This window comes from Cupriavidus sp. HE11 (genome assembly GCF_056097175.1).
In genome coordinates, this window is record NZ_CP184465.1 from 1,249,536 (window position 1) to 1,267,854 (window position 18,319).

At 65.5% G+C, this 18,319-nt stretch carries 18 protein-coding genes; 6 read left to right on the forward strand and 12 right to left on the reverse strand.

Features of this window, described 5'->3' with window-relative positions:
- Window positions 1–132 precede the first annotated feature (132 nt).
- From ACOABP_RS22940 to ACOABP_RS22950, 3 genes are all read right to left on the reverse strand, one after another.
- Window positions 133–1,404 (reverse strand): MFS transporter, encoded by a 1,272-nt coding sequence (locus ACOABP_RS22940; RefSeq protein WP_474227950.1) that lies wholly within the window; start codon window positions 1,402–1,404, stop codon window positions 133–135.
- A gap of 154 nt (window positions 1,405–1,558) precedes the next feature.
- Window positions 1,559–2,326, reverse strand: coding sequence for a CDP-diacylglycerol diphosphatase (locus ACOABP_RS22945; RefSeq protein ID WP_474227951.1), 768 nt, complete (start codon window positions 2,324–2,326; stop codon window positions 1,559–1,561).
- A 22-nt stretch (window positions 2,327–2,348) separates the two neighbouring features.
- On the reverse strand, window positions 2,349–2,582 hold the full coding sequence (locus ACOABP_RS22950) for a CDP-diacylglycerol pyrophosphatase (protein ID WP_082926616.1): 234 nt from the start codon (window positions 2,580–2,582) through the stop codon (window positions 2,349–2,351).
- 207 nt (window positions 2,583–2,789) lie between these two features.
- On the opposite strand from ACOABP_RS22950, the gene ACOABP_RS22955 reads away from it, so the two are divergent.
- The 4 genes from ACOABP_RS22955 (at window position 2,790) to ACOABP_RS22970 (ending at window position 8,087) form a co-directional block, all read left to right on the forward strand.
- Window positions 2,790–3,491 carry a DUF899 family protein gene (locus ACOABP_RS22955; RefSeq protein WP_474227952.1) on the forward strand — a complete coding sequence of 234 codons (702 nt, stop codon included), beginning with the start codon at window positions 2,790–2,792 and terminating at the stop codon, window positions 3,489–3,491.
- A gap of 131 nt (window positions 3,492–3,622) precedes the next feature.
- Window positions 3,623–4,672 (forward strand): phytoene/squalene synthase family protein, encoded by a 1,050-nt coding sequence (locus ACOABP_RS22960; RefSeq protein ID WP_474227953.1) that lies wholly within the window; start codon window positions 3,623–3,625, stop codon window positions 4,670–4,672.
- Between the two features lie 143 nt (window positions 4,673–4,815).
- Window positions 4,816–6,345 carry an amino acid permease gene (locus ACOABP_RS22965; protein ID WP_474227954.1) on the forward strand — a complete coding sequence of 510 codons (1,530 nt, stop codon included), beginning with the start codon at window positions 4,816–4,818 and terminating at the stop codon, window positions 6,343–6,345.
- Between the two features lie 62 nt (window positions 6,346–6,407).
- Window positions 6,408–8,087, forward strand: a complete 1,680-nt coding sequence (locus tag ACOABP_RS22970) for an amidohydrolase (RefSeq protein WP_474227955.1) — start codon at window positions 6,408–6,410, stop codon at window positions 8,085–8,087.
- A gap of 196 nt (window positions 8,088–8,283) precedes the next feature.
- Here the strand turns inward: ACOABP_RS22970 and ACOABP_RS22975 are convergent, their stop codons facing one another.
- The 6 genes from ACOABP_RS22975 to ACOABP_RS23000 form a co-directional block, all read right to left on the reverse strand.
- Complete coding sequence (locus tag ACOABP_RS22975; protein ID WP_474227956.1) at window positions 8,284–8,601, reverse strand: hypothetical protein; 318 nt, start codon at window positions 8,599–8,601, stop codon at window positions 8,284–8,286.
- Between the two features lie 179 nt (window positions 8,602–8,780).
- Window positions 8,781–8,918, reverse strand: a complete 138-nt coding sequence (locus tag ACOABP_RS22980) for a hypothetical protein (protein WP_092597025.1) — start codon at window positions 8,916–8,918, stop codon at window positions 8,781–8,783.
- A gap of 138 nt (window positions 8,919–9,056) precedes the next feature.
- Window positions 9,057–9,803: a sulfite exporter TauE/SafE family protein gene (locus ACOABP_RS22985; RefSeq protein WP_066740850.1), complete on the reverse strand. Its 747-nt coding sequence runs from the start codon at window positions 9,801–9,803 to the stop codon at window positions 9,057–9,059.
- A 150-nt stretch (window positions 9,804–9,953) separates the two neighbouring features.
- The gene (locus tag ACOABP_RS22990; RefSeq protein ID WP_066740848.1) at window positions 9,954–10,352 is read right to left on the reverse strand and encodes an FKBP-type peptidyl-prolyl cis-trans isomerase; all 399 of its coding nucleotides are present in this window, start codon (window positions 10,350–10,352) and stop codon (window positions 9,954–9,956) included.
- A 149-nt stretch (window positions 10,353–10,501) separates the two neighbouring features.
- Window positions 10,502–12,685 carry a phosphocholine-specific phospholipase C gene (locus tag ACOABP_RS22995; RefSeq protein WP_474227957.1) on the reverse strand — a complete coding sequence of 728 codons (2,184 nt, stop codon included), beginning with the start codon at window positions 12,683–12,685 and terminating at the stop codon, window positions 10,502–10,504.
- A gap of 64 nt (window positions 12,686–12,749) precedes the next feature.
- Window positions 12,750–12,953, reverse strand: a complete 204-nt coding sequence (locus tag ACOABP_RS23000) for a hypothetical protein (protein ID WP_474227958.1) — start codon at window positions 12,951–12,953, stop codon at window positions 12,750–12,752.
- A 342-nt stretch (window positions 12,954–13,295) separates the two neighbouring features.
- Between ACOABP_RS23000 and ACOABP_RS23005 the strand changes: the two genes are divergently transcribed.
- Window positions 13,296–13,997 (forward strand): dienelactone hydrolase family protein, encoded by a 702-nt coding sequence (locus ACOABP_RS23005; RefSeq protein ID WP_474227959.1) that lies wholly within the window; start codon window positions 13,296–13,298, stop codon window positions 13,995–13,997.
- An 86-nt stretch (window positions 13,998–14,083) separates the two neighbouring features.
- The gene (gene trhA, locus ACOABP_RS23010; protein ID WP_474227960.1) at window positions 14,084–14,701 is read left to right on the forward strand and encodes a PAQR family membrane homeostasis protein TrhA; all 618 of its coding nucleotides are present in this window, start codon (window positions 14,084–14,086) and stop codon (window positions 14,699–14,701) included.
- A gap of 24 nt (window positions 14,702–14,725) precedes the next feature.
- Here the strand turns inward: trhA and ACOABP_RS23015 are convergent, their stop codons facing one another.
- From ACOABP_RS23015 to ACOABP_RS23025, 3 genes are read right to left on the reverse strand one after another with little or no spacing between them, the layout of a single operon-like run.
- Window positions 14,726–15,973: a CaiB/BaiF CoA transferase family protein gene (locus ACOABP_RS23015; protein WP_474227961.1), complete on the reverse strand. Its 1,248-nt coding sequence runs from the start codon at window positions 15,971–15,973 to the stop codon at window positions 14,726–14,728.
- Between the two features lie 15 nt (window positions 15,974–15,988).
- Window positions 15,989–16,786, reverse strand: a complete 798-nt coding sequence (locus ACOABP_RS23020) for an enoyl-CoA hydratase/isomerase family protein (RefSeq protein ID WP_474227962.1) — start codon at window positions 16,784–16,786, stop codon at window positions 15,989–15,991.
- The gene (locus ACOABP_RS23025) at window positions 16,783–18,309 is read right to left on the reverse strand and encodes a tripartite tricarboxylate transporter permease (RefSeq protein WP_474227963.1); all 1,527 of its coding nucleotides are present in this window, start codon (window positions 18,307–18,309) and stop codon (window positions 16,783–16,785) included. The genes ACOABP_RS23020 and ACOABP_RS23025 overlap by 4 nt, the downstream gene beginning before the upstream one ends.
- Window positions 18,310–18,319: the final 10 nt, after the last annotated feature.

The window sequence follows — 18,319 nt, forward strand, 5'->3', positions numbered from 1 at the left end:
CATCTAAATGTACGCACGGACAGACATTGGGAGTCCTAACGGTCAGTCGTAGTAGAAACTTGAGTGAAAAATAAGGGAAAACGCGAATTGCGGGCGCAGATTCGCGTTGAAAGCCAACTGTAATGTTGGCGTCTATTTGTGGTGCGCGGGCGCCGATGTCGGGCTGAACCAGTAGGGCAGCAGCGACAGCGCCACCACGGCCACGGCCGAGAAGAAAATGGCCGAGTAGGTGTTGGCAACGGGCCAGTCGCGCAGATGGCCCACATTGGCTATCAGCCCAAAGCCCCACGACGTCAAGGCAGAACCCAGGAACACAAAGGTATTGAGCAGCCCCAGCCCGCGCCCGCGCTTGGCGGGCGGGATCAATGCGCGGCCCTGCGCCATTACCAGCGGATGAAGCATGCCGATGGTCGACAGCAGCGCCATCAGGCCAACGCCAGGCACCACGCCCGTATCGGGCCAGATCGTCAGCACGATGCCGCCCACCATCGACAGGCAAGCCCAGCCGCCGATGGTGTGCTTGAGCGTGCTGCGCCGCACCAGCACCGGCAACAGGAACGCGGTGGCAAAGCCCGCCAGGCTCAGCAGCGTCAGCGCCACGCCGCGCGTGCCGGCCTGCAGGCCGAACACATCGGCCAGGTACGGCCCGCTCCAGGCATTGCGGAAACCCGTGCCGGCCGCCATGGCGACACACAGCGGAATCAGCGTCCAGAGCGGCCACATGCCGAGCAGCCTGACGCTTTCGGCCAGCATCGCGCCCATCGGCGCCTGGCGCGCCTGCGCATGGCCGCTATCGCGCACATGGCGCGATACGCCATAGCAGGCACCCACCATGCACAGCGCCGAAATGGCCAGCGCGGGGCGCCAGCCGAAATGCTGCGAAAACCAGCCCAACGGGGCCGTGGCGCAGAGCGCGCCGATCATGCCCATCGCGTTCGAGCGGCTGACCACGCGCATGTACTGCCGTTCGGAAAGCTGTTCCGACGCATAGTGCAGCAGCCCCATGAACACGGGCGCGCAGGCCAGCCCCAGCCCGGCCTGCGCCAGCATGGCGAGCGCGCCGCTGGGCGCCAGCACGAAACCCACGGCGGATGCCGCGCCCACGCCAAGCAGCCACGCGGTGGGGCGCCCCACGCCATAGCGGTCGAAGGCAATGCCAACCGGAATCTGCGCCACCGCGAACGACAGGAAGAAGCACGACGACAATGCACCGAAGCCTGCCGGCGACAGCCCGAAATCGTGCTGCAGCTCGGGGGCGATCACCGCCAGGCAACTGCGATAGAACTGGCTCAGGATGAACGCGAACGTGAGCAACGCAATGCCGCGTGCGGCGGTGCTGTCGTCAATCTCGGAGGTAGTCTGGGGACGCCGGTCTGCTGCCGGTTCTGTTGCCGGGGTATTCATTGATACGCGTCGTGGATGTGGCTCGGGGCCCGTTTTTCGCGATCATTCTACGCGGCCAGGCCCGTAGCACCCGCCTGTCGGCACGGAAAACGCATAAAAGCGGTCGATCACCGCGCAGCGGCACGGAAGGTTCCGCCTGGTGAAATCTGCGCGGCTACTGCCCGGCCGGCAGCGCGCGTCCCAGCTTGCAGCCCCGGTCGAGGAAATCGCTGGCATGGCCGTTGCCGCCATTGGCCTTGTCCGCCGGCGCGTCGATCACGACAAACCCGGCAGCACCGCCGGCCGGCTTCACATAGGCCACGAACACGCCACGGTCACCCATGTCGCCGCCCACGTCCTGCCGCACCAGCGCGAACGGATTGACGGACAGCGCGGGCTGCTCCGCCGGCACCAGCATCGCGCGCACCGGCTTGCCATCGAACTTCAGGTCACGCCATTGCGTGCCGATATTGCTGCCAGCCAGGAAATCGCGTGCGCGTTCGCTGATGCAATCGAGATGGATGTGGAGCTGGTCCTGGCTGCGCGAAGCCCGGGCGTTGATCGCCAGGCCCAGCAGCGTGTCGGGCAGCGGGCGGCCCACGGCCTTGCCGACGATCTCGCGCGCCTGCCATCCGAACGCCCAGGCATTGTGCTGGCCGTCGTGCCAGACACGCGGGTCATCGACACCGGCCACGGCCTGGTCGGGAATGACCAGGTAGTGCGACGCGCCGATCATGTCCTTGTAGAGCACGAAGCCCTGCGCGCGATCGACGATCGCGCAGTCTGCATGCGTCGGCGTGGCCGGCACCAGGCAGCGTTCCTGCACATTCTTCCAGAGCGAGTCGCGCGAAAAGCCACCGACGATGCGTTCGAGCAGGCCGGCGTCGGCACAGGCGGGCCCCGCCACAACAAGTGCCAGACCACACAACAGCCAATGCTTCATTACGGTGCGCCGACGCTGCGGTTCAGCGCGCGGTGCGACCGCCGTAGTATGTGCCGTTGCGGGGATTCGAAACCATGTAGTGATGATTGCGCGCCCAGCGTTGAGCGGCAAGAAAAGCATCGGGTTCACGCTGACTCCATGCACTGACCATCAGCGGCGAAGCATCTTCCTCGGTATTGAGGTAGACCGCCGCCCGATGCAGTGGGCCCTGGCTGTGGGATCCAGGAATCGTCGTGGTTCGAATCGTCACGCGCATCAGATCAAATCTTGAAGCCCAGATGCCACAGATTATGCATAACCCGACATGACATGGGAATGACTGCGCATTGACCGGGGTGCGTATGTGGACAGTTCTTTTCCTATGCTGGTCAAACGGCCGCGCCAGCCCGGGCTTTCCGGGCAGGTGCGGGTCTTCCCCAGCGTGGCGCGCACGCCACGGATTCCAATTTCAGGAGGCAAGACGATGACGCAATCGTCCACATTGACCCCGGCCAAGGCATTGGCCGAACGCAATCGCGCGCATTTTCCGAATGAAGACGCCGCGTACCGCAAGGCCCGCAATGCGCTGCTGGTCGAGGAAATCGAACTGCGCCGCCACATCGAGCGTGTGGCCGAGATGCGACGCCAACTGCCCCCGGGCGGCGAAGTGAAGCAAACCTATCACTTCACCGGTGAGAAGGGCCCGGTCACGCTGGCCGACCTGTTCGGCGACAAGGACACGCTGGTGGTCTACAGCTACATGTTCGGCCCGCAGCGCGAAAAGCCCTGCCCGATGTGTACGTCGCTGATGGGGTCGTGGGAAGGCAAGGTCCCCGACATCGAGCAGCGCGTGGCGCTGGCCATGGTGGCGCGCTCGCCCATCGACCGCCTCAGGACCGCCAAGACCGCGCGCGGCTGGACGCAGCTGAAGGTCTACGCCGATACCGATGGTGCCTTCACGCGCGACTATGTCAGCGCAGACGACGCCGACATGCCCGGTTATACCGTCTTCACGAAGCGTGACGGCAAGATCCGCCATTTCTACAGCGGCGAGATGAGCGGCGCCATGGCCGACCCCGGTCAGGACCCACGCGGCGCGCCCGACCCCGATCCGCTCTGGACGCTGCTGGACACCACGCCCGAAGGACGCGGCGGAAACTGGCATCCGAAGCTTCAGTACGATTGAAACCGCCGCGTTGGTATTCCGGCTTTCTCCCCCGTCCCTCTCCCACTGGTGAAACAGGGGAGCTTCCTGGCGACATTGGCAAGCGCCATCAACGGCTACAATGCGCGGTTCATCGATGTCATGACCGCGCCATGCCAAACCCCAACCGGGCCTTCCTGCTCGGCCCGTTGCTCAAGGGTGTTTCCCGTTCGTTCTACCTGACGCTGCGCGTCCTGCCCGCGGGCATGCGCGACCCTGTCGGGCTGGCCTATCTGCTGGCACGGGCCGCGGACACCATCGCCGATACATCGCTGATCCCGCCCGCGCAGCGTCTCGACCTGCTGCTGGCACTGCGCCAGCGCATCAATGGCGCTGACGATGGTGGCGCGCTCGCGCGCCGGCTGGCCGTCGAAGTGGCCGGGCAGCAGACGGTGTCCGACGAGAAGGTGCTGCTCGAATCGATCGCCCCCGCACTGGACGTGCTGGCGCAACTTTCCCTATCCGACCGCGTCGCCGTGCAGGGCATCGTCACCACGCTGACCGAAGGCATGGAGTTCGACCTGCAGACCTTCCCCGACGAACGCTCGGGCCAGGTTGCCGCCCTGCCCGGGCTGGCCGACCTGGACCGCTATACCTACCTGGTGGCGGGCTGTGTCGGCGAGTTCTGGACCACGATGACCGACGCCCATCTGCCCGGCACGCTCAAGGACCCGCTCGACACGATGCTGCGTCGCGGGGTGCGATTCGGCAAGGCGCTGCAGATGGTGAACGTGCTGCGTGACGTCGGCAAGGACCTGCGCATCGGCCGCTGCTACCTGCCCGCCGAAGTGCTCGACCGCCATGGCCTGACCGTGCCGATGCTGCTCGATCCGACGAATTCGCGCCGTGCCCGGCCCATGCTGCATGAACTGGTGCGCATCGCGCTCGACCACTTCCGCGAGGCCATGGCCTATACGTTCGCGCTGCCGCGCACGGCCATCCGGCTGCGGCTGGCGTGCCTGTGGCCGATCCTGATCGGCCTGGAGACACTGGCACTGCTGGTGGAAAACGATGCGTGGCTCGATCCCGACCGTGTGAGCAAGGTCAATCGCAACAGTGTGTATCGCGTGCTGTGGCGCAGCACGGCGCTGGTCATGTCTGACACCGCGCTGCGCAACTGGATGAACGGCCTCGTCGCCCGCATCGACAAAAGCTTGCGCTGAAGCCGCCTGCTCCGGCATTTCCCGCCTTTTCCCGGCCCCTGTTTTCTCTTATGATGCCGCCCACCATGCCGGCCCGTGGAGAGGAGACTGCTGGCCGGCGAACTCCGCCCGAGGCCTCACAAGGGCCCGGACGCATGTCTTATATGTCCAATCAATCGAATACAAAAGAAGGCGCACACGCGCCCGGGCTGCGCCGCACCCTGCGCGCACGCCATCTCACCATGATCGCCATTGGCGGATCGATCGGTACCGGCCTGTTCGTGGCATCGGGCGCCACCATCGCGCAGGCCGGTCCCGGCGGGGCCCTGGCGGCCTACATCCTGATCGGTGCGATGGTCTACTTCCTGATGACCAGCCTGGGCGAGCTTGCCGCCTACATGCCGGTCTCGGGCTCGTTCGCCACCTACGGCGCGAAGTACGTGGACGAAGGCTTCGGCTTCGCGCTGGGCTGGAACTACTGGTACAACTGGGCCGTGACCATTGCCGTAGAGCTGGCAGCCGCGCAGCTCGTCATGCAGTACTGGTTCCCCGATACGCCGGGCGTGCTGTGGAGCGCGTTGTTCCTGGGGCTGATGTTCGCGCTCAACGCGATCTCGGTGCGTGGCTTCGGCGAGGCCGAGTACTGGTGCGCGCTGATCAAGGTGGTCACCGTGATCGCGTTCATCGTGATCGGCACGCTGATGATCTTCGGCGTCATGCGCGGCGATTTCGAGCATGTGAACGGCCTGGCCAACCTGACCACCGGCGATGCCCCGTTCGTGGGCGGACTCCCGGCACTGATCGGCGTGGCGATGATTGCCGGGTTCTCGTTCCAGGGTACCGAGCTGATCGGCGTGGCGGCAGGTGAATCGGCAGATCCTGCCAAGAATATCCCGCGCGCCGTGCGCCAGGTGTTCTGGCGCATCCTGCTGTTCTACGTGCTGGCGATCTTCATCATCGGTGTGCTGATTCCGTACACCGATCCGAGCCTGCTCAAGACCGATGTGGAAACCGTGGGCGTCAGCCCGTTCACGCTGGTATTCCGCCATGCCGGGCTGGCGTTCGCCGCCGGCGTGATGAACGCGGTGATCCTGACCGCCGTGCTGTCGGCCGGCAATTCGGGCATGTATGCGTCCACGCGCATGCTCTACAACCTTGCCACCGAAGGCCGCGCACCGCGCGTGTTCGCGCAGCTGACGCGCAATGGCGTGCCGCTGATGGCGCTGCTGGCCACCACGGCAGTCGGGGCGCTGTGCTTCCTGACATCGATGTTCGAGAGCAAGTCGGTGTACCTGTGGCTGCTGAACCTGTCGGGCATGACCGGCTTCATCGCCTGGCTGGGCATCGCGGTCAGCCACTACCGATTCCGCAAGGGTTTCGTCGCGCAGGGGCTGGACCTGAACCGGCTGCCCTATCGCTCGCCATTCTTCCCGTACGGCCCGATCTTCGCGTTCGCGCTGTGCATGATCGTGACGCTGGGCCAGAACTACCAGGCGTTCACCGAAGGCAAGATCGACTGGGTGGCCGTGACCGCCACCTACGTCGGCATTCCGATCTTCCTGCTGATCTGGATCGGCTATCGCATCGCGCGCAAGTCGCATTTCGTGCGCTATGCGGACATGCAATTCCCCGCGCTGCCAGCGGCCGAAGCCGACGCCCCCGGGCGCGGAATGGCAGCGGCATCCGGCGAATAAGGGCGCCATTCCCGGGCGCCTTCTACAACACTAAAAACAGGCACAACGACCAAGGAGTCATCTTGAAGAAGTCCATTCGCACGAGCCTGCTGGCACTGGCCGCCATGGCGGCCCTGCACGCACACGCCGCACCCACGCTGGTGGAATCCGTCCAGGGCTACACGCTGCAGAACGACAAGGTCACGCAGTTCAGCGGCCTGGTGTTCGACCAGGGCAAGGTGCTGGCCACCGGCGACGCCGCCGCGCTGCGCGCCAAGTATCCCGATGCAAAGCGCATCGACGGCCAGGGCAAGACGCTGCTGCCGGGCCTGATCGACGCCCACGGCCACGTGTTCCGCCTGGGCTTCAAGACGACCGAGATCTCGCTGTCGGGCACGAAGGACCTGCAGGAGGCCCAGGGCATCATCCGCGCCTACGGCCAGAAGAACCCGCAGCGCAAGTGGCTGCTCGGCTATGGCTGGAACCAGGTGAACTGGAAGCTGGGCCGATTCCCGACCGCCGCCGAACTCGACGCCGCCGTTTCGGATCGCCCGGCGCGCCTGGTGCGCGTGGATGGTCATGCCGCGTGGCTGAACACCAAGGCGCTGCAGGCGGCTGGCATCACGCGCGACACCAAGGACCCGGCCGGCGGCCGTATCGAACGCGACGCCAACGGCAACCCGACCGGCGTGCTGGTCGACAAGGCCATGGCGCTGGTCAACGACATCATCCCGCCGTACACCGACGACGACCGCCGTGCCTCGCTGGCCGCCGCCATCGCCCATATGAACGCGCTGGGCCTGACCGCCGTCGGCGATGCCGGCGTCACGGTGACCGACGACCGCATCTATCGCGAGTTCGCCGACCAGGGCAAGCTGACCACGCGCATCTACGCAATGATTCGCGACACCGGCGACGACTTCAAGGCGCTGTCCGCCAAGGGCCCCGTGATCGGCTACGGCAACGACCGCTACTACCTGCGCGCCGTCAAGCTGTACGGTGACGGCGCCCTGGGCAGCCGCGGCGCCGCGCTGATGGAGCCGTACACCGACGACCACGCGCACAGCGGCCTGCTGTTCATGAGCGACGCCGCGATGCAGGCCGCCGTGAAGACCGCCATCAAGGCCGGCTACCAGGTCAACGTGCACGCCATCGGCGACAAGACCAACCGCCAGGTGCTGGACGCCATGGAAGTGGCCTACAAGGAAGTGGGCGGCCGTGAACTGCGCAACCGCATCGAGCATGCACAGGTGGTGTCGATGCCGGACATCCCGCGCTTCAAGAAGCTGGACCTGATCGCGTCGATGCAGCCCACGCACGCCACCAGCGACATGAACATGGCCGAAGACCGTATCGGCCATGACCGTATCAAGGGCGCCTATGCCTGGCAGACCTTCCTGAAGCAGGGCACGGTCATCGCCGGTGGCTCGGACTTCCCGGTGGAATCGGCCAACCCGTTCTACGGGCTGCACGCCGCCGTGACGCGTACCGACCACGAAGGCCGCCCGATCAAGGGCTGGCATCCGGAGGAAGCCATGACGCTGCCGCAGGCATTCCGCGCCTTCACGCTGGACGCCGCCTACGCCGAGCACCAGGAAAAGACGCTCGGCTCGCTCGAAGCCGGCAAGTGGGCCGATTTCATCGTGGTGGACCGCGACCTGTTCAAGGTGCCCGCCGCCGACATCTGGAAGATCCAGGTGCTGGAGACCTGGGTAGCCGGCGAGCGCGTGTATGCGAAGGGAGATCAGTCGGCGCAGCGTTGAGTTCCACGAAAGCCGATAGCGCGTTATCGCGCTAGCCCTACCAGGCGAAAGCCCCACTGAACGCAAGTTCAGCGGGGCTTTTTCTTTTCGCAAAGCGCGGAATCGAAGCGCTGCAAATTCAAGAGTTCTGTGATTTCACAAATTGACAGAACTGAATAGTGTCGCGTGTTGCGACCTGAGGGCCGGATGGAGGCGATTACTGCTGCGCCGTCGGCGCCTTCTTGTGCGACGTCGACTTGCCAGACGACTTCTTTGTGGTCTTGCTGTCGGTCAGCGCCGAAGCCGTGTTCTGGTTCGCGCCCTGGGTGTACGGATCGAACTTGTCGCCCGAGCGGGCCGTGTCCGGCACGTAGCCGTCCTTGTTCGTGGCGCGAGCCGGATCGGGCACGTAGCCGTCCTTGTTCGTGGTGCGCATGTTGTAGTCGTAGCGATCGGCAGGATTGGCAGGACCAGCCGCCATTGCCAGACCGGGAATGCAAACCGCCACCGCCAATGCCATCGTGAATGCTTTCATCGGAATTTCCCCTGCGCAGACTGTTGAATAGATGATCGTGCGGCAGATTCCGCACGGGCCACAGTCAAGGGTAGACGTCAGACATCGAAAGCGCCATCACAGGCAGCGTATGGCGCGCACGTCACCGTGCGAATCGGCAAAGCGCCGCCCTGGCACCAAATGCAGCCGGCCCGCGGAGGTCAGGGACGCAGCAGGTCGAAGCCCGCCAGCGCCACCACACCACTCAGCACGTCGGTCGACATGGCACCGTCACCAATGATCAGGATGGCGGCGGCAGCCCACGTGGCGGCGCAGAAAAGGTAGAAACGCTTGTTCATGATGCGGGGGAAAATGCTGGATGACCGGCAGCGGTCGGCAGGAATGAGCGTCAGTATAAACCCTGATAACGACCATTGCCGGCTGCTTTGCAGCCGTCCCGCGCCAAGTCGGCAACACAGCACTTCAACCCAGGGCGATCAGGCCAGTACCTTGGGTACCGACGCCGCCAGCATCGCCAGACCCGAGCAGGTCAGCAGCGTCAGCACGATGCGCCGGAATGCCAGGTCGCTGATGCCGATATAGACGCGCGTGCCGATCAGCGTCGGAATCAGCATGGCCGGCGCCACGATGGCGAACATCGGCAGCATGTCGCGCGTGATGATGCCGGTGCCCACGTAGACGCCCATCGTCACGATCAGCGCGCCCAGGTTGAAGTTCTGGATCACCACGCGCTGCTTGTCCTTGTCGAAGGCGCGCAACGTGCACCAGAGCGTGGGCGCGATGCCCGTGAACCCGCCAATGCCGCCCATGATGCCGCCGACAACGCCGACGATGCCATCGGCCACGCGGCCGCCATGGCGGATCGGTGGAATGCGGGCCGAGAACAGCATGATCGGGCACCAGATCACCAGGATCATGCCCAGGCAAAGCTTGAACAGGTTGACGTCGAGCCGTGGCAACAGGCTCACGCCGATGGGAATGCCGACGATGCCGCCCAGCAGGAACGGCAGCACCGTGGAAAGATGAAACTTGCGCCGCACCGTGAAAGCCGCCAGCAGCTGGCCGGTCAGTGCGCCGAAGACGGACATCGCCGCGGCCATGCGCGGCTCCACGCCCCAGGCCCAGAACGACATGGCGACCATGCCGAAGGCAAATCCGGAGAGCCCCTGGACAAACCCGGCGACGATGGCGCCGAGCGCAACGACGATAAACACGGAATCCACGCGGATCCTCTTCTCGTTATGGAGGGTGCCCCGTCCTTATGAAGGGACGGATGGGGAGGACGAGATGCATCAGCCGCCGTTTACCGCGCCGGACGCTCTCGCCCGTTTCCCCAGCCCCTCTCCCGGCAGGCGGGAGAGGGGAGAAAGCCATCAGCCGCCGATGCCCAGCAGTTCCACTTCAAAGTTCAGCGTCGCATTCGGCGGGATCGTGCCCGGTACGCCGCGCGCGCCGTAGGCCGTCGATGCCGGGCAGGTCAGCTTGACCTTGCCGCCCACCTGCATCTTCTGCACGCCTTCGGTCCAGCACGGGATCACGCGGTTCAGCGGGAACGAGATCGGCTGGCCGCGCTTGTACGAGCTGTCGAATTCCGTGCCATCGGTCAGCGTGCCGCGATAGTGGACCTTGACCGTGTCCGACGCCTTGGGCGACGGGCCCGTGCCCTTGGTCACGGTATCGACGACCACGCCCGAAGGCAGCGTTTCGGCAGCGGCGGCCAGGCCCGAAGCGGTCAGCGCAACGGCTGCGAGGAGCAGGGAGATTTTCTTCATGGGATTCTGTGTCGTGTAACGTGTGACGTGGGTCCGGTTTTTCAGGAGCGACACCGGTCCCGGCAAATCGGGCCAGGTGCCAGCCGGCAAGTGTACACGCCATGCCGGCCGGCACCTGTGTCATGCCCGATGCACGGGGACGCCCGCGATCACGACGCCTGGCCCATGGCAGGATCGCTGACCGAATCCTTGCCGGTCTCGATACGGCCCGCGATACGGCGACGCAGCGACGGCGCCAGGTCGCAGCCGATCTCGAAGTCGTACCAGTTGCCGCTGTCGCCCAGCGTCCAGCTCAGTTCGCCCACCTGGCCAGGCGCCACGGTCTGCGTCCAGGGCCCGTCGGTGCGGTATGCCCTGGCCGATGCCGTGAACGTGCACGCCTTGTCGCCGCGGTTGTGCAGCTTGACCTGCAGCTTTGCCGGATCGCACAGCTCGTAGCAGACCTGGATTTCCGCCGACTGCTCGGACACATCGCCAACGAACTCGCGGTGATAGCCGTTCGGGCCCAGCACCCACAGGTCGTACTTGCCGTTGTCGGCCGCCACGCTCCACACGCCATCCAGATTCTTGCCGGCTTCCACCACGTAGCGACGCGGAATGGCATCGAGGTGCAGCTTGTCGTAGACGTGGAAGACCGCACCGGCCGTACCGCCACTGACAAAGCTCAGCGTCACGGTCTTCGCGCCCGCATCGATGCGCGACGTGGTGTGCAGTTCGTAGGGCAGCGCACGCGACGGCCGCGTGCCGGTTGCCTGCGGCGGCAGCACGGCGGTGGTCGGCACCGGAATGGCGGCCGATGCCTTCTGCGTCAGGGCCAGGTTGTCGACCGTCACCTTGGTGCTGCGGCCGGCCAGCGTCGGCAGCGCGTCGGTGTTCGGATTGACGAAATTGAACGCCGACGTCAGGTCGCCACACACTGCACGACGATAGGCGCCGACCTGCGGCTCCTTCACGCCGAAACGCTTTTCCAGGAAGAGCAGCGTCGACGTATGGTCGAACACCTGCGAGTTGACCCAGCCGCCGCGGCTCCACGGCGACACGATCCACATCGGCACGCGCGGGCCCGGGCCGTAGGGCTTGCCGTCGATGGCCGACTGGTTGGCCGTTGCCGGCGTGTAGTTGTGATACTCGAAGGCCATGTCGGCGTCGCTGAGCGTGCTGCCACCGGCCAGCGACGCATCGGCGTTGCGCGACGGGGCCGACGGCGGCGGCAGGTGGTCGAAGAAACCGTCGTTCTCGTCGTAGTTGATCAGCAGCACGGTCTTGCTGAAGACATCGGGATTGGCCGTCAGCGCGTCCAGCACCTGCTGCACGTACCAGCCGCCCTGCGCCGGGCTCGACGGCCCCGGGTGTTCGCTGTAGAGCGACGGCGGGATGATCCACGAGATTTCCGGCAGCGTGCCGTTCTGCACGTCGTCGCGGAACGACTGCAGCAGGCCGTCGGGCATGGTGTTGCCAAAGCCCTTTGCCAGCGGGCTCAGCGCATCGTCGATCGACGGATCGTAGGCCGGCGAGACGGCCGGCAGCGCCACCGGACGGCGCGCCACGGGCATCGACTCCATCGCCACGCGCCAATGCTGGAAGCTCATCATCTCGTTGCAGCCGTAGTTGTCGGCCAGGCTCTGGTAGACCTTCCAGCTCACGCCGGCATCCACCAGGCGGTCGGCATAGGTCTTCCACGTCCAGCCCTGGGTCGACGGCCCCACGTCATTGCCACCGTTGAACTCGTTGACCATGGCCGCCACGTTGGCACCGCTCGGGCCATTCGTGCCGGTCCAGTAGAACAGGCGGTTCGGAATCGTGCCCGTGTGCATCGAGCAGTGATAGGCATCGCACAGCGTGAAGGCATCGGCCAGTGCGCGCTGGAACGGCACCTCGGGCGTGTCGTAGTACGACATCGACAGGCGGTTCTTGGCGACCGGCCAGCGGTTCATGCGGCCTTGGTCCCAGGCGTTCTGCGCATCGGGCCAGGTGTGCGGCGTGCTGCCGGCGCGTTGTGCGTTGCCCAGCGATCCATCCAGCCGGTACGGCGTGATCGTGGCGTTGGTGGCGTCGGTCTGGAAAAACGCGTTCTGCCCGTTCGCCAGCGGAATCGCGAAGCGGTCGCCATAGCCGCGCACGCCCTTGAAGGTGCCGAAGTAGCTGTCGAACGACCGGTTCTCGAGCATCAGCAGCACCACGTGCTTCACGTCCTGGATCGTGCCGGTGACGTTGTTGGCCTCGATGGCGAGCGCACGTCGGATGCTGGGCGGGAACGATGCCAGCGTGGCGGCGGCAGCGGCGGTGCCGAGCGTGTTGCGCAGGAACTTGCGCTTGGATGGGTTGAATGTCATGCGGGGTCGGTGTCTGTTGTGTGGGGTGGGCGCGCGGTTCTGCCCTGAGGCGGATCGCGGTGGATCAGGGAGCCGGCGCGCAGTGCGCCGTGGTGCAGGCAGCCGGCGTGGTGCCGCCATTGCCGCCGTTGCCACCACCCGTGGCAGGGGGTGTCGAATTGTTGTTGTCGTCGCCGCCGCAGGCGCCGAGCAGCAAGGCCAGGCACAGCACACCGGCTCCGAGCACCGGCCTGCGCATGCGCGAATGAACAGCTTTTGTGGTTGTCATGGTTCGAGGTCAGAGAATTTCAGGTGACGGTTCGGGCGTCAAATGTCCGGATGCCCGTGCGCGTTCCCCGCCGCCCTTGTCTCCCAATGTCTTGATGTACAAGGCTTACCCCACCGAAGGAGGGTATCTGCGGGCGAGAACTGAAGTCTGGACGCTTGTTATGTCAACGATGTGACCAAGACGATACCAGTCGCGCGTTTGAGCGAATGCGTGTTGCGAATGAACATGGCAGACGCCAGGCGATACAAGGCTTCGCGCGGCGACCGGCCTTGCTGTCGCGCCCGTCGACTAAGCTTGTCGGGTTGGCCCCACCCCGTCATTCACGATCCCCAGGAGCACCCCATGGCCCAGCAGCAGCGCATCACCATCACCGTGCCGGACGGCAGTTTTGCCGCCTACCTCGCCACCCCAGACGCCGGCAACGCGAACGGCGCGGCCATCGTCGTGATCCAGGAAATCTTCGGCATCAATGCGGACCTGCGCGAAACGTGCGACAACTTTGCGCGCGACGGCTTCGTGGCAATCTGTCCAGACCTGTTCTGGCGACAGGAACCCAATGTCGAGTTGACCGACAAGTCCGAGGCGGAATGGAAGAAGGCGTTTGCGCTCTACAACGGCTTCGACGTCGACAAGGGCATGGCCGATGTCGGCGCCACCATCCAGGCCGTGCGCCAGCAGCCAGGCGTCAAGGCCGTGGGCACGGTGGGCTATTGCCTGGGCGGACTGCTGGCATTCCTGAGCGCCACACGCACCGATGCCGACGCCAGCGTGTCGTACTACGGCGTCGGTATCGACAAGTACCTGGGCGAAGCGTCGAAGATCGCCAAGCCGCTGCTGATGCATATCGCCGAGCAAGACGAATTCGTACCGCCGGAAGCGCGCGCGAAGATCGTAGAAACGTTAAAAGACAACCGCCAAGTCGAGATTCACACCTATCCGGGCTGCCAGCATGCGTTCGCGCGCAACCAGGGTGTGCATTACGTGGATGCGGCAGCCAAGGCCGCCAATGCCCGCACGCTCAAGCATTTCCTGTCGATGAAATAACCCTGCTTCTGCAGGCATTGACCCGCGTTCCGCCGCGATCCATGCCACAATGCCCGCTGGCCAACTACGCAGACGGAGCATTCGGGATGTATCGCGGGGAACGGTTCAACGGCTACAGTCACCTGGCCGGCGCGGTGCTTTCCGCGGCCGGCATGGCGGTACTGGTCACCTCGTCGGCGCTTTATCACGACGCCTGGAAGGTGGTCAGTTCTGTCGTCTACGGCACCACGCTGGTGCTGCTCTACACGATATCCACCGTCTATCACAGCGTGCGCGGCCCGGCCAAGGACATCTTCCGCCGGCTCGACTATTGCGCGATCTACCTGCTGATCGCCGGCAGCTATACGCCGTTCGCGCTGGTCACGCTGCGCGGGCCATGGGGCTGGACACTATTCGGCATCAACTGGGGCCTGGCGGCCATCGGCATCATCCAGGAACTCTGGATCGGCCATCGCACCCGCGTGATATCGCTGTCGATCTACGTCATCATGGGCTGGCTGGTGCTGATTGCCTTCCAGCCGCTGGCGGCGGCGCTACCCACTGCAGGCCTGTACTGGCTGGTGGCCGGCGGCGCGGTCTACACCGCCGGCATCGGCTTCTTCCTGTTCGACGAGCGCGTGCGCCACTTCCACGGCGTCTGGCACCTGTTCGTGCTGGGTGGCAGCATCTGCCAGTTCATCAGCATCCTGTTCTACGTCGACTGACGCGCCGGGCCTTGCCCGGCCCGGCTACACTTCGGACACGGCCGCCACCGGCGCGGTCGATTCCGACACCACGCCCGCTTGCAGCAGGGCCGCAATCTCCGCCTCGCCATAGCCACATTCCGCCAGCAGCGCACACGTATGCTCGCCCAGCCGGGGCGATGGACGGTGATATTGCGCGGGCGTTTCGGAGAGCTGGATCGGCAGGCCCAGCGTACGGATCGGTCCCGCCTCGGCATGCTGCTGGCGCACCACCATGCCACGCGCCAACGTTTGCGGATGGTTCAATGCCTCGCCGATCGAATGCACCGGCCCGGCCGGCACGCCGGCTGCATCGAAGGCATCGAGCCAGTGCGCCGACGGACGCGTCATCAGGATTTCCGCCATCTGCGGCAACAGCGTCTCGCGATGCCGCATGCGGTCGGCATTGAGCCGGTAGCGCGGATCGTCGATCCACTCGGGATGCCCCAGCACGTGCGCGATGCGCGCCCAGTTCTTTTCGTTGGCGCCGCCCACGATGATGTGACCGTCCTGGGTTGGAAACGCCTGATACGGCGTAGCCAGCACGTGTGCGGATCCGCTGGGCCCCGGCGATTCCCCGGTAGCGAAGTGGATGGCCGCGTGCCAGTACAGCTGCTGCAGCCCGGCCTCGATCAGCGAGGTCTCCACCACCTGCCCGCGCCCGGTCTTCTGGCGGTGCTGGTACGCGGCCAGGATGCCGAACGCCGCAAGCAGCCCGGCGTTGATATCGGCAATCGAATTGCCGGTGCGCAGCGGTGGGCCGCCCTCCTCGCCCGTGATGCTCATCAGCCCGGTAAAGCCCTGCGCAATCAGGTCGAAGCCGCCCTTGTCGGCATAGGGGCCGCTGCGCCCGTAGCCCGAAATCGCGCAATAGATCAGGCCCGGATTCTCCTGCGACAGCGTGTCGTAGCCCAGGCCCAGCTTTTCCAGGGTGCCCTTGCGGAAGTTCTCGATCACCACATCGGCGTTGCGCACCATGCGCAGGAACACCTCGCGGCCCTCGGGCTTCTTGAGGTCAAGAGCGATGCCCCGCTTGTTACGGTTCAGCATCAGGAACGGCGCCGACACGCCATTGATCGCCGGCTCCTTGTAGCCTCGTGCATCGTCGCCGCCGTCGATCTTCTCGATCTTGATCACGTCGGCGCCCAGGTCGGCCAGCATCATGCCGCAGGTGGGGCCGGCCATGATCTGGGCGAGTTCCAGCACACGCAGGCCGGCCAGCGCGCCGGGCTGCATGGATGTGAAATCGGACATCGGTCTCCTCCGAAACTAGCGTCCGGCGAACTTCGGCGTCTGCTTGGACAGGAACGCGCGATAGCCGGTGCGGAAATCCTCGGTATCGAAACAGTCGAATGCGGCATCGAGGTCGGCCGCCGACAGGGGCATGCCCGCCGCCAGCTGCCGCGCGAAGCGCTTGTGCCAGCGCGCCACCAGCGGCGCGCCCGACGCAATGCGTGCCGCCGTGGCGCGCGTTTCGTCGGCTACCTGGTCGTCGGGTACCACGCGGGACACCAGCCCCATCGCATGCGCCTCGCCGGCGTCAACGATACGGCCCTCGAACAGCAGTTCCAGCGTGCGCGACGTGCCGATCAGCCGGATCAGCGGCGCCATCTCGGCGTGCGCCATCACCAGCCCCAGGTTCTTGATCGGCGCGCCAAAGCGGCTGCCTTGCCCGCAGATGCGGATATCGGCCATCGCCACCACCTCCAGCCCACCGCCCACGCAAATGCCGTGGATCTGCGCCACCACCGGATGCGGGCAGTCCTGCATGGCCTGCGCCGTGGCGTGCATCACCGCGCCGTAGGCCACGGCCTGCTGCTTGTTGGACCGCGTGGTCTCGAACTCGCCGATGTCGTTGCCGGGCGAGAACGCCTTTTCGCCGGCGCCACGCACGATCACGCAACGCACCGAGTCGTCGGCCGACAGCGCACGGAACGCATCGCCAAGCTGGCGCCACATGTCCAGTGTGAAGGCATTCAGCTTGGCGGGCCGGTTCAGCACGATGGTGGCCACGGCGTCGTCGCGCGTGACCAGCAGGGTGCCCTGTTCGATCAGTCCTTCGCTCATTCCGCTGCCCCCTCGTGCGCCGACACCATCTTGCGGCGCCTTGTCTTTTCCAGCAGGCCGCCAAACACCGGCCAGACCAGGATCACGACGGCCAGCGCCATGATCGTGCCGACCAGCCCGTTGGACCAGAACACGTTCATCTCGCCCTGCGACATCAGCATGGTCTGCCGGAACGCGTCTTCGGCCCGGTCGCCCAGCACCAGGGCCAGCACCAGCGGCGCCAGCGGGTAGTCGAGCTTCTTGAGCACGTAGCCGACCACGCCGAAGATCAGCATCAGCCAGACATCGAACATGGCGTTGTGCACCGTGAACGCGCCAATCGCGCAGACCACCAGGATCAGCGGTGCGATGATCGCGAACGGAATGCGCAGGATGGCGGCGAACAGCGGCACCGTCGACAGCACCACGATCAGCCCGGCCAGGTTGCCCAGGTACATGCTGGCGATCAGGCCCCACACAAAGGTCTTCTGCTCGGTGAACAGCAGCGGCCCCGGCTGCAGGCCCCAGATCATCAGCCCGCCCAGCAACACCGCCGCCGTGGCCGAACCCGGAATGCCCAGCGCCAGCATCGGCAGCAGCGCACTGGTGCCGGCGGCGTGCGCGGCGCACTCGGGCGCGATCACGCCCTCGACATTGCCCTTGCCGAACGTATCGCTCTTGCGCGAGAAGCGCTTGGCGACGCCGTAGCCCATGAACGATGCCGCCGTGGCACCGCCCGGCGTCACGCCCAGCCAGCAGCCGATGATCGACGAGCGGATCAGCGTCATCCAGTACCGCGGCAGCTCGGCCCAGGTCTTCAGCACCACCTTGAGGTCGATATTGGCCCGTTTGCCACGGAACGCAACACCTTCCTCCATGGTCATCAGGATCTCGCTGATACCGAACAGGCCGATCACCACCACCAGGAAGTCGAAGCCGCGCAGCAGTTCGGTAGAGCCGAAGGTCATGCGCAGCGTGCCCGACACCGTGTCCATGCCCACCGCAGCCAGCGCAAAGCCAATGCACATCGCGATCACGATCTTGGCCTTGGCTTCCTTGCCCATGCCGATAAAGCTGCAGAACGTCAGGAAGTAGACCGCGAAGAATTCCGGCGGCCCGAAACGCAGCGCGAACTTTGCCACCATCGGCGCCAGGAACGTGATCAGCAGCACACCGGCCAGCGCGCCCAGGAACGACCCCGTGAACGCCGACGTCAGCGCACGGCCGGCCTCGCCCTGCTGCGCCAGCGGATAGCCATCGAACGTGGTCGCCACCGACCAGGCCTCGCCGGGGATGTTGAACAGGATCGACGTGATGGCCCCGCCAAACAGCGCGCCCCAGTAGATGCACGACAGCATGATGATGGCCGACGTGGGCTCCATCGAGAACGTCAGCGGCAGCAGGATCGCCACGCCATTCGGGCCGCCCAGGCCCGGCAGCACACCCACCACGATGCCGAGCAGGATGCCCACCAGCATCAGCCCGACGTTGTGCCACGACATCGCCACGGCAAAGCCGCCCATCAAAGCATTGAGTTCTTCCATGCCCGCCCCC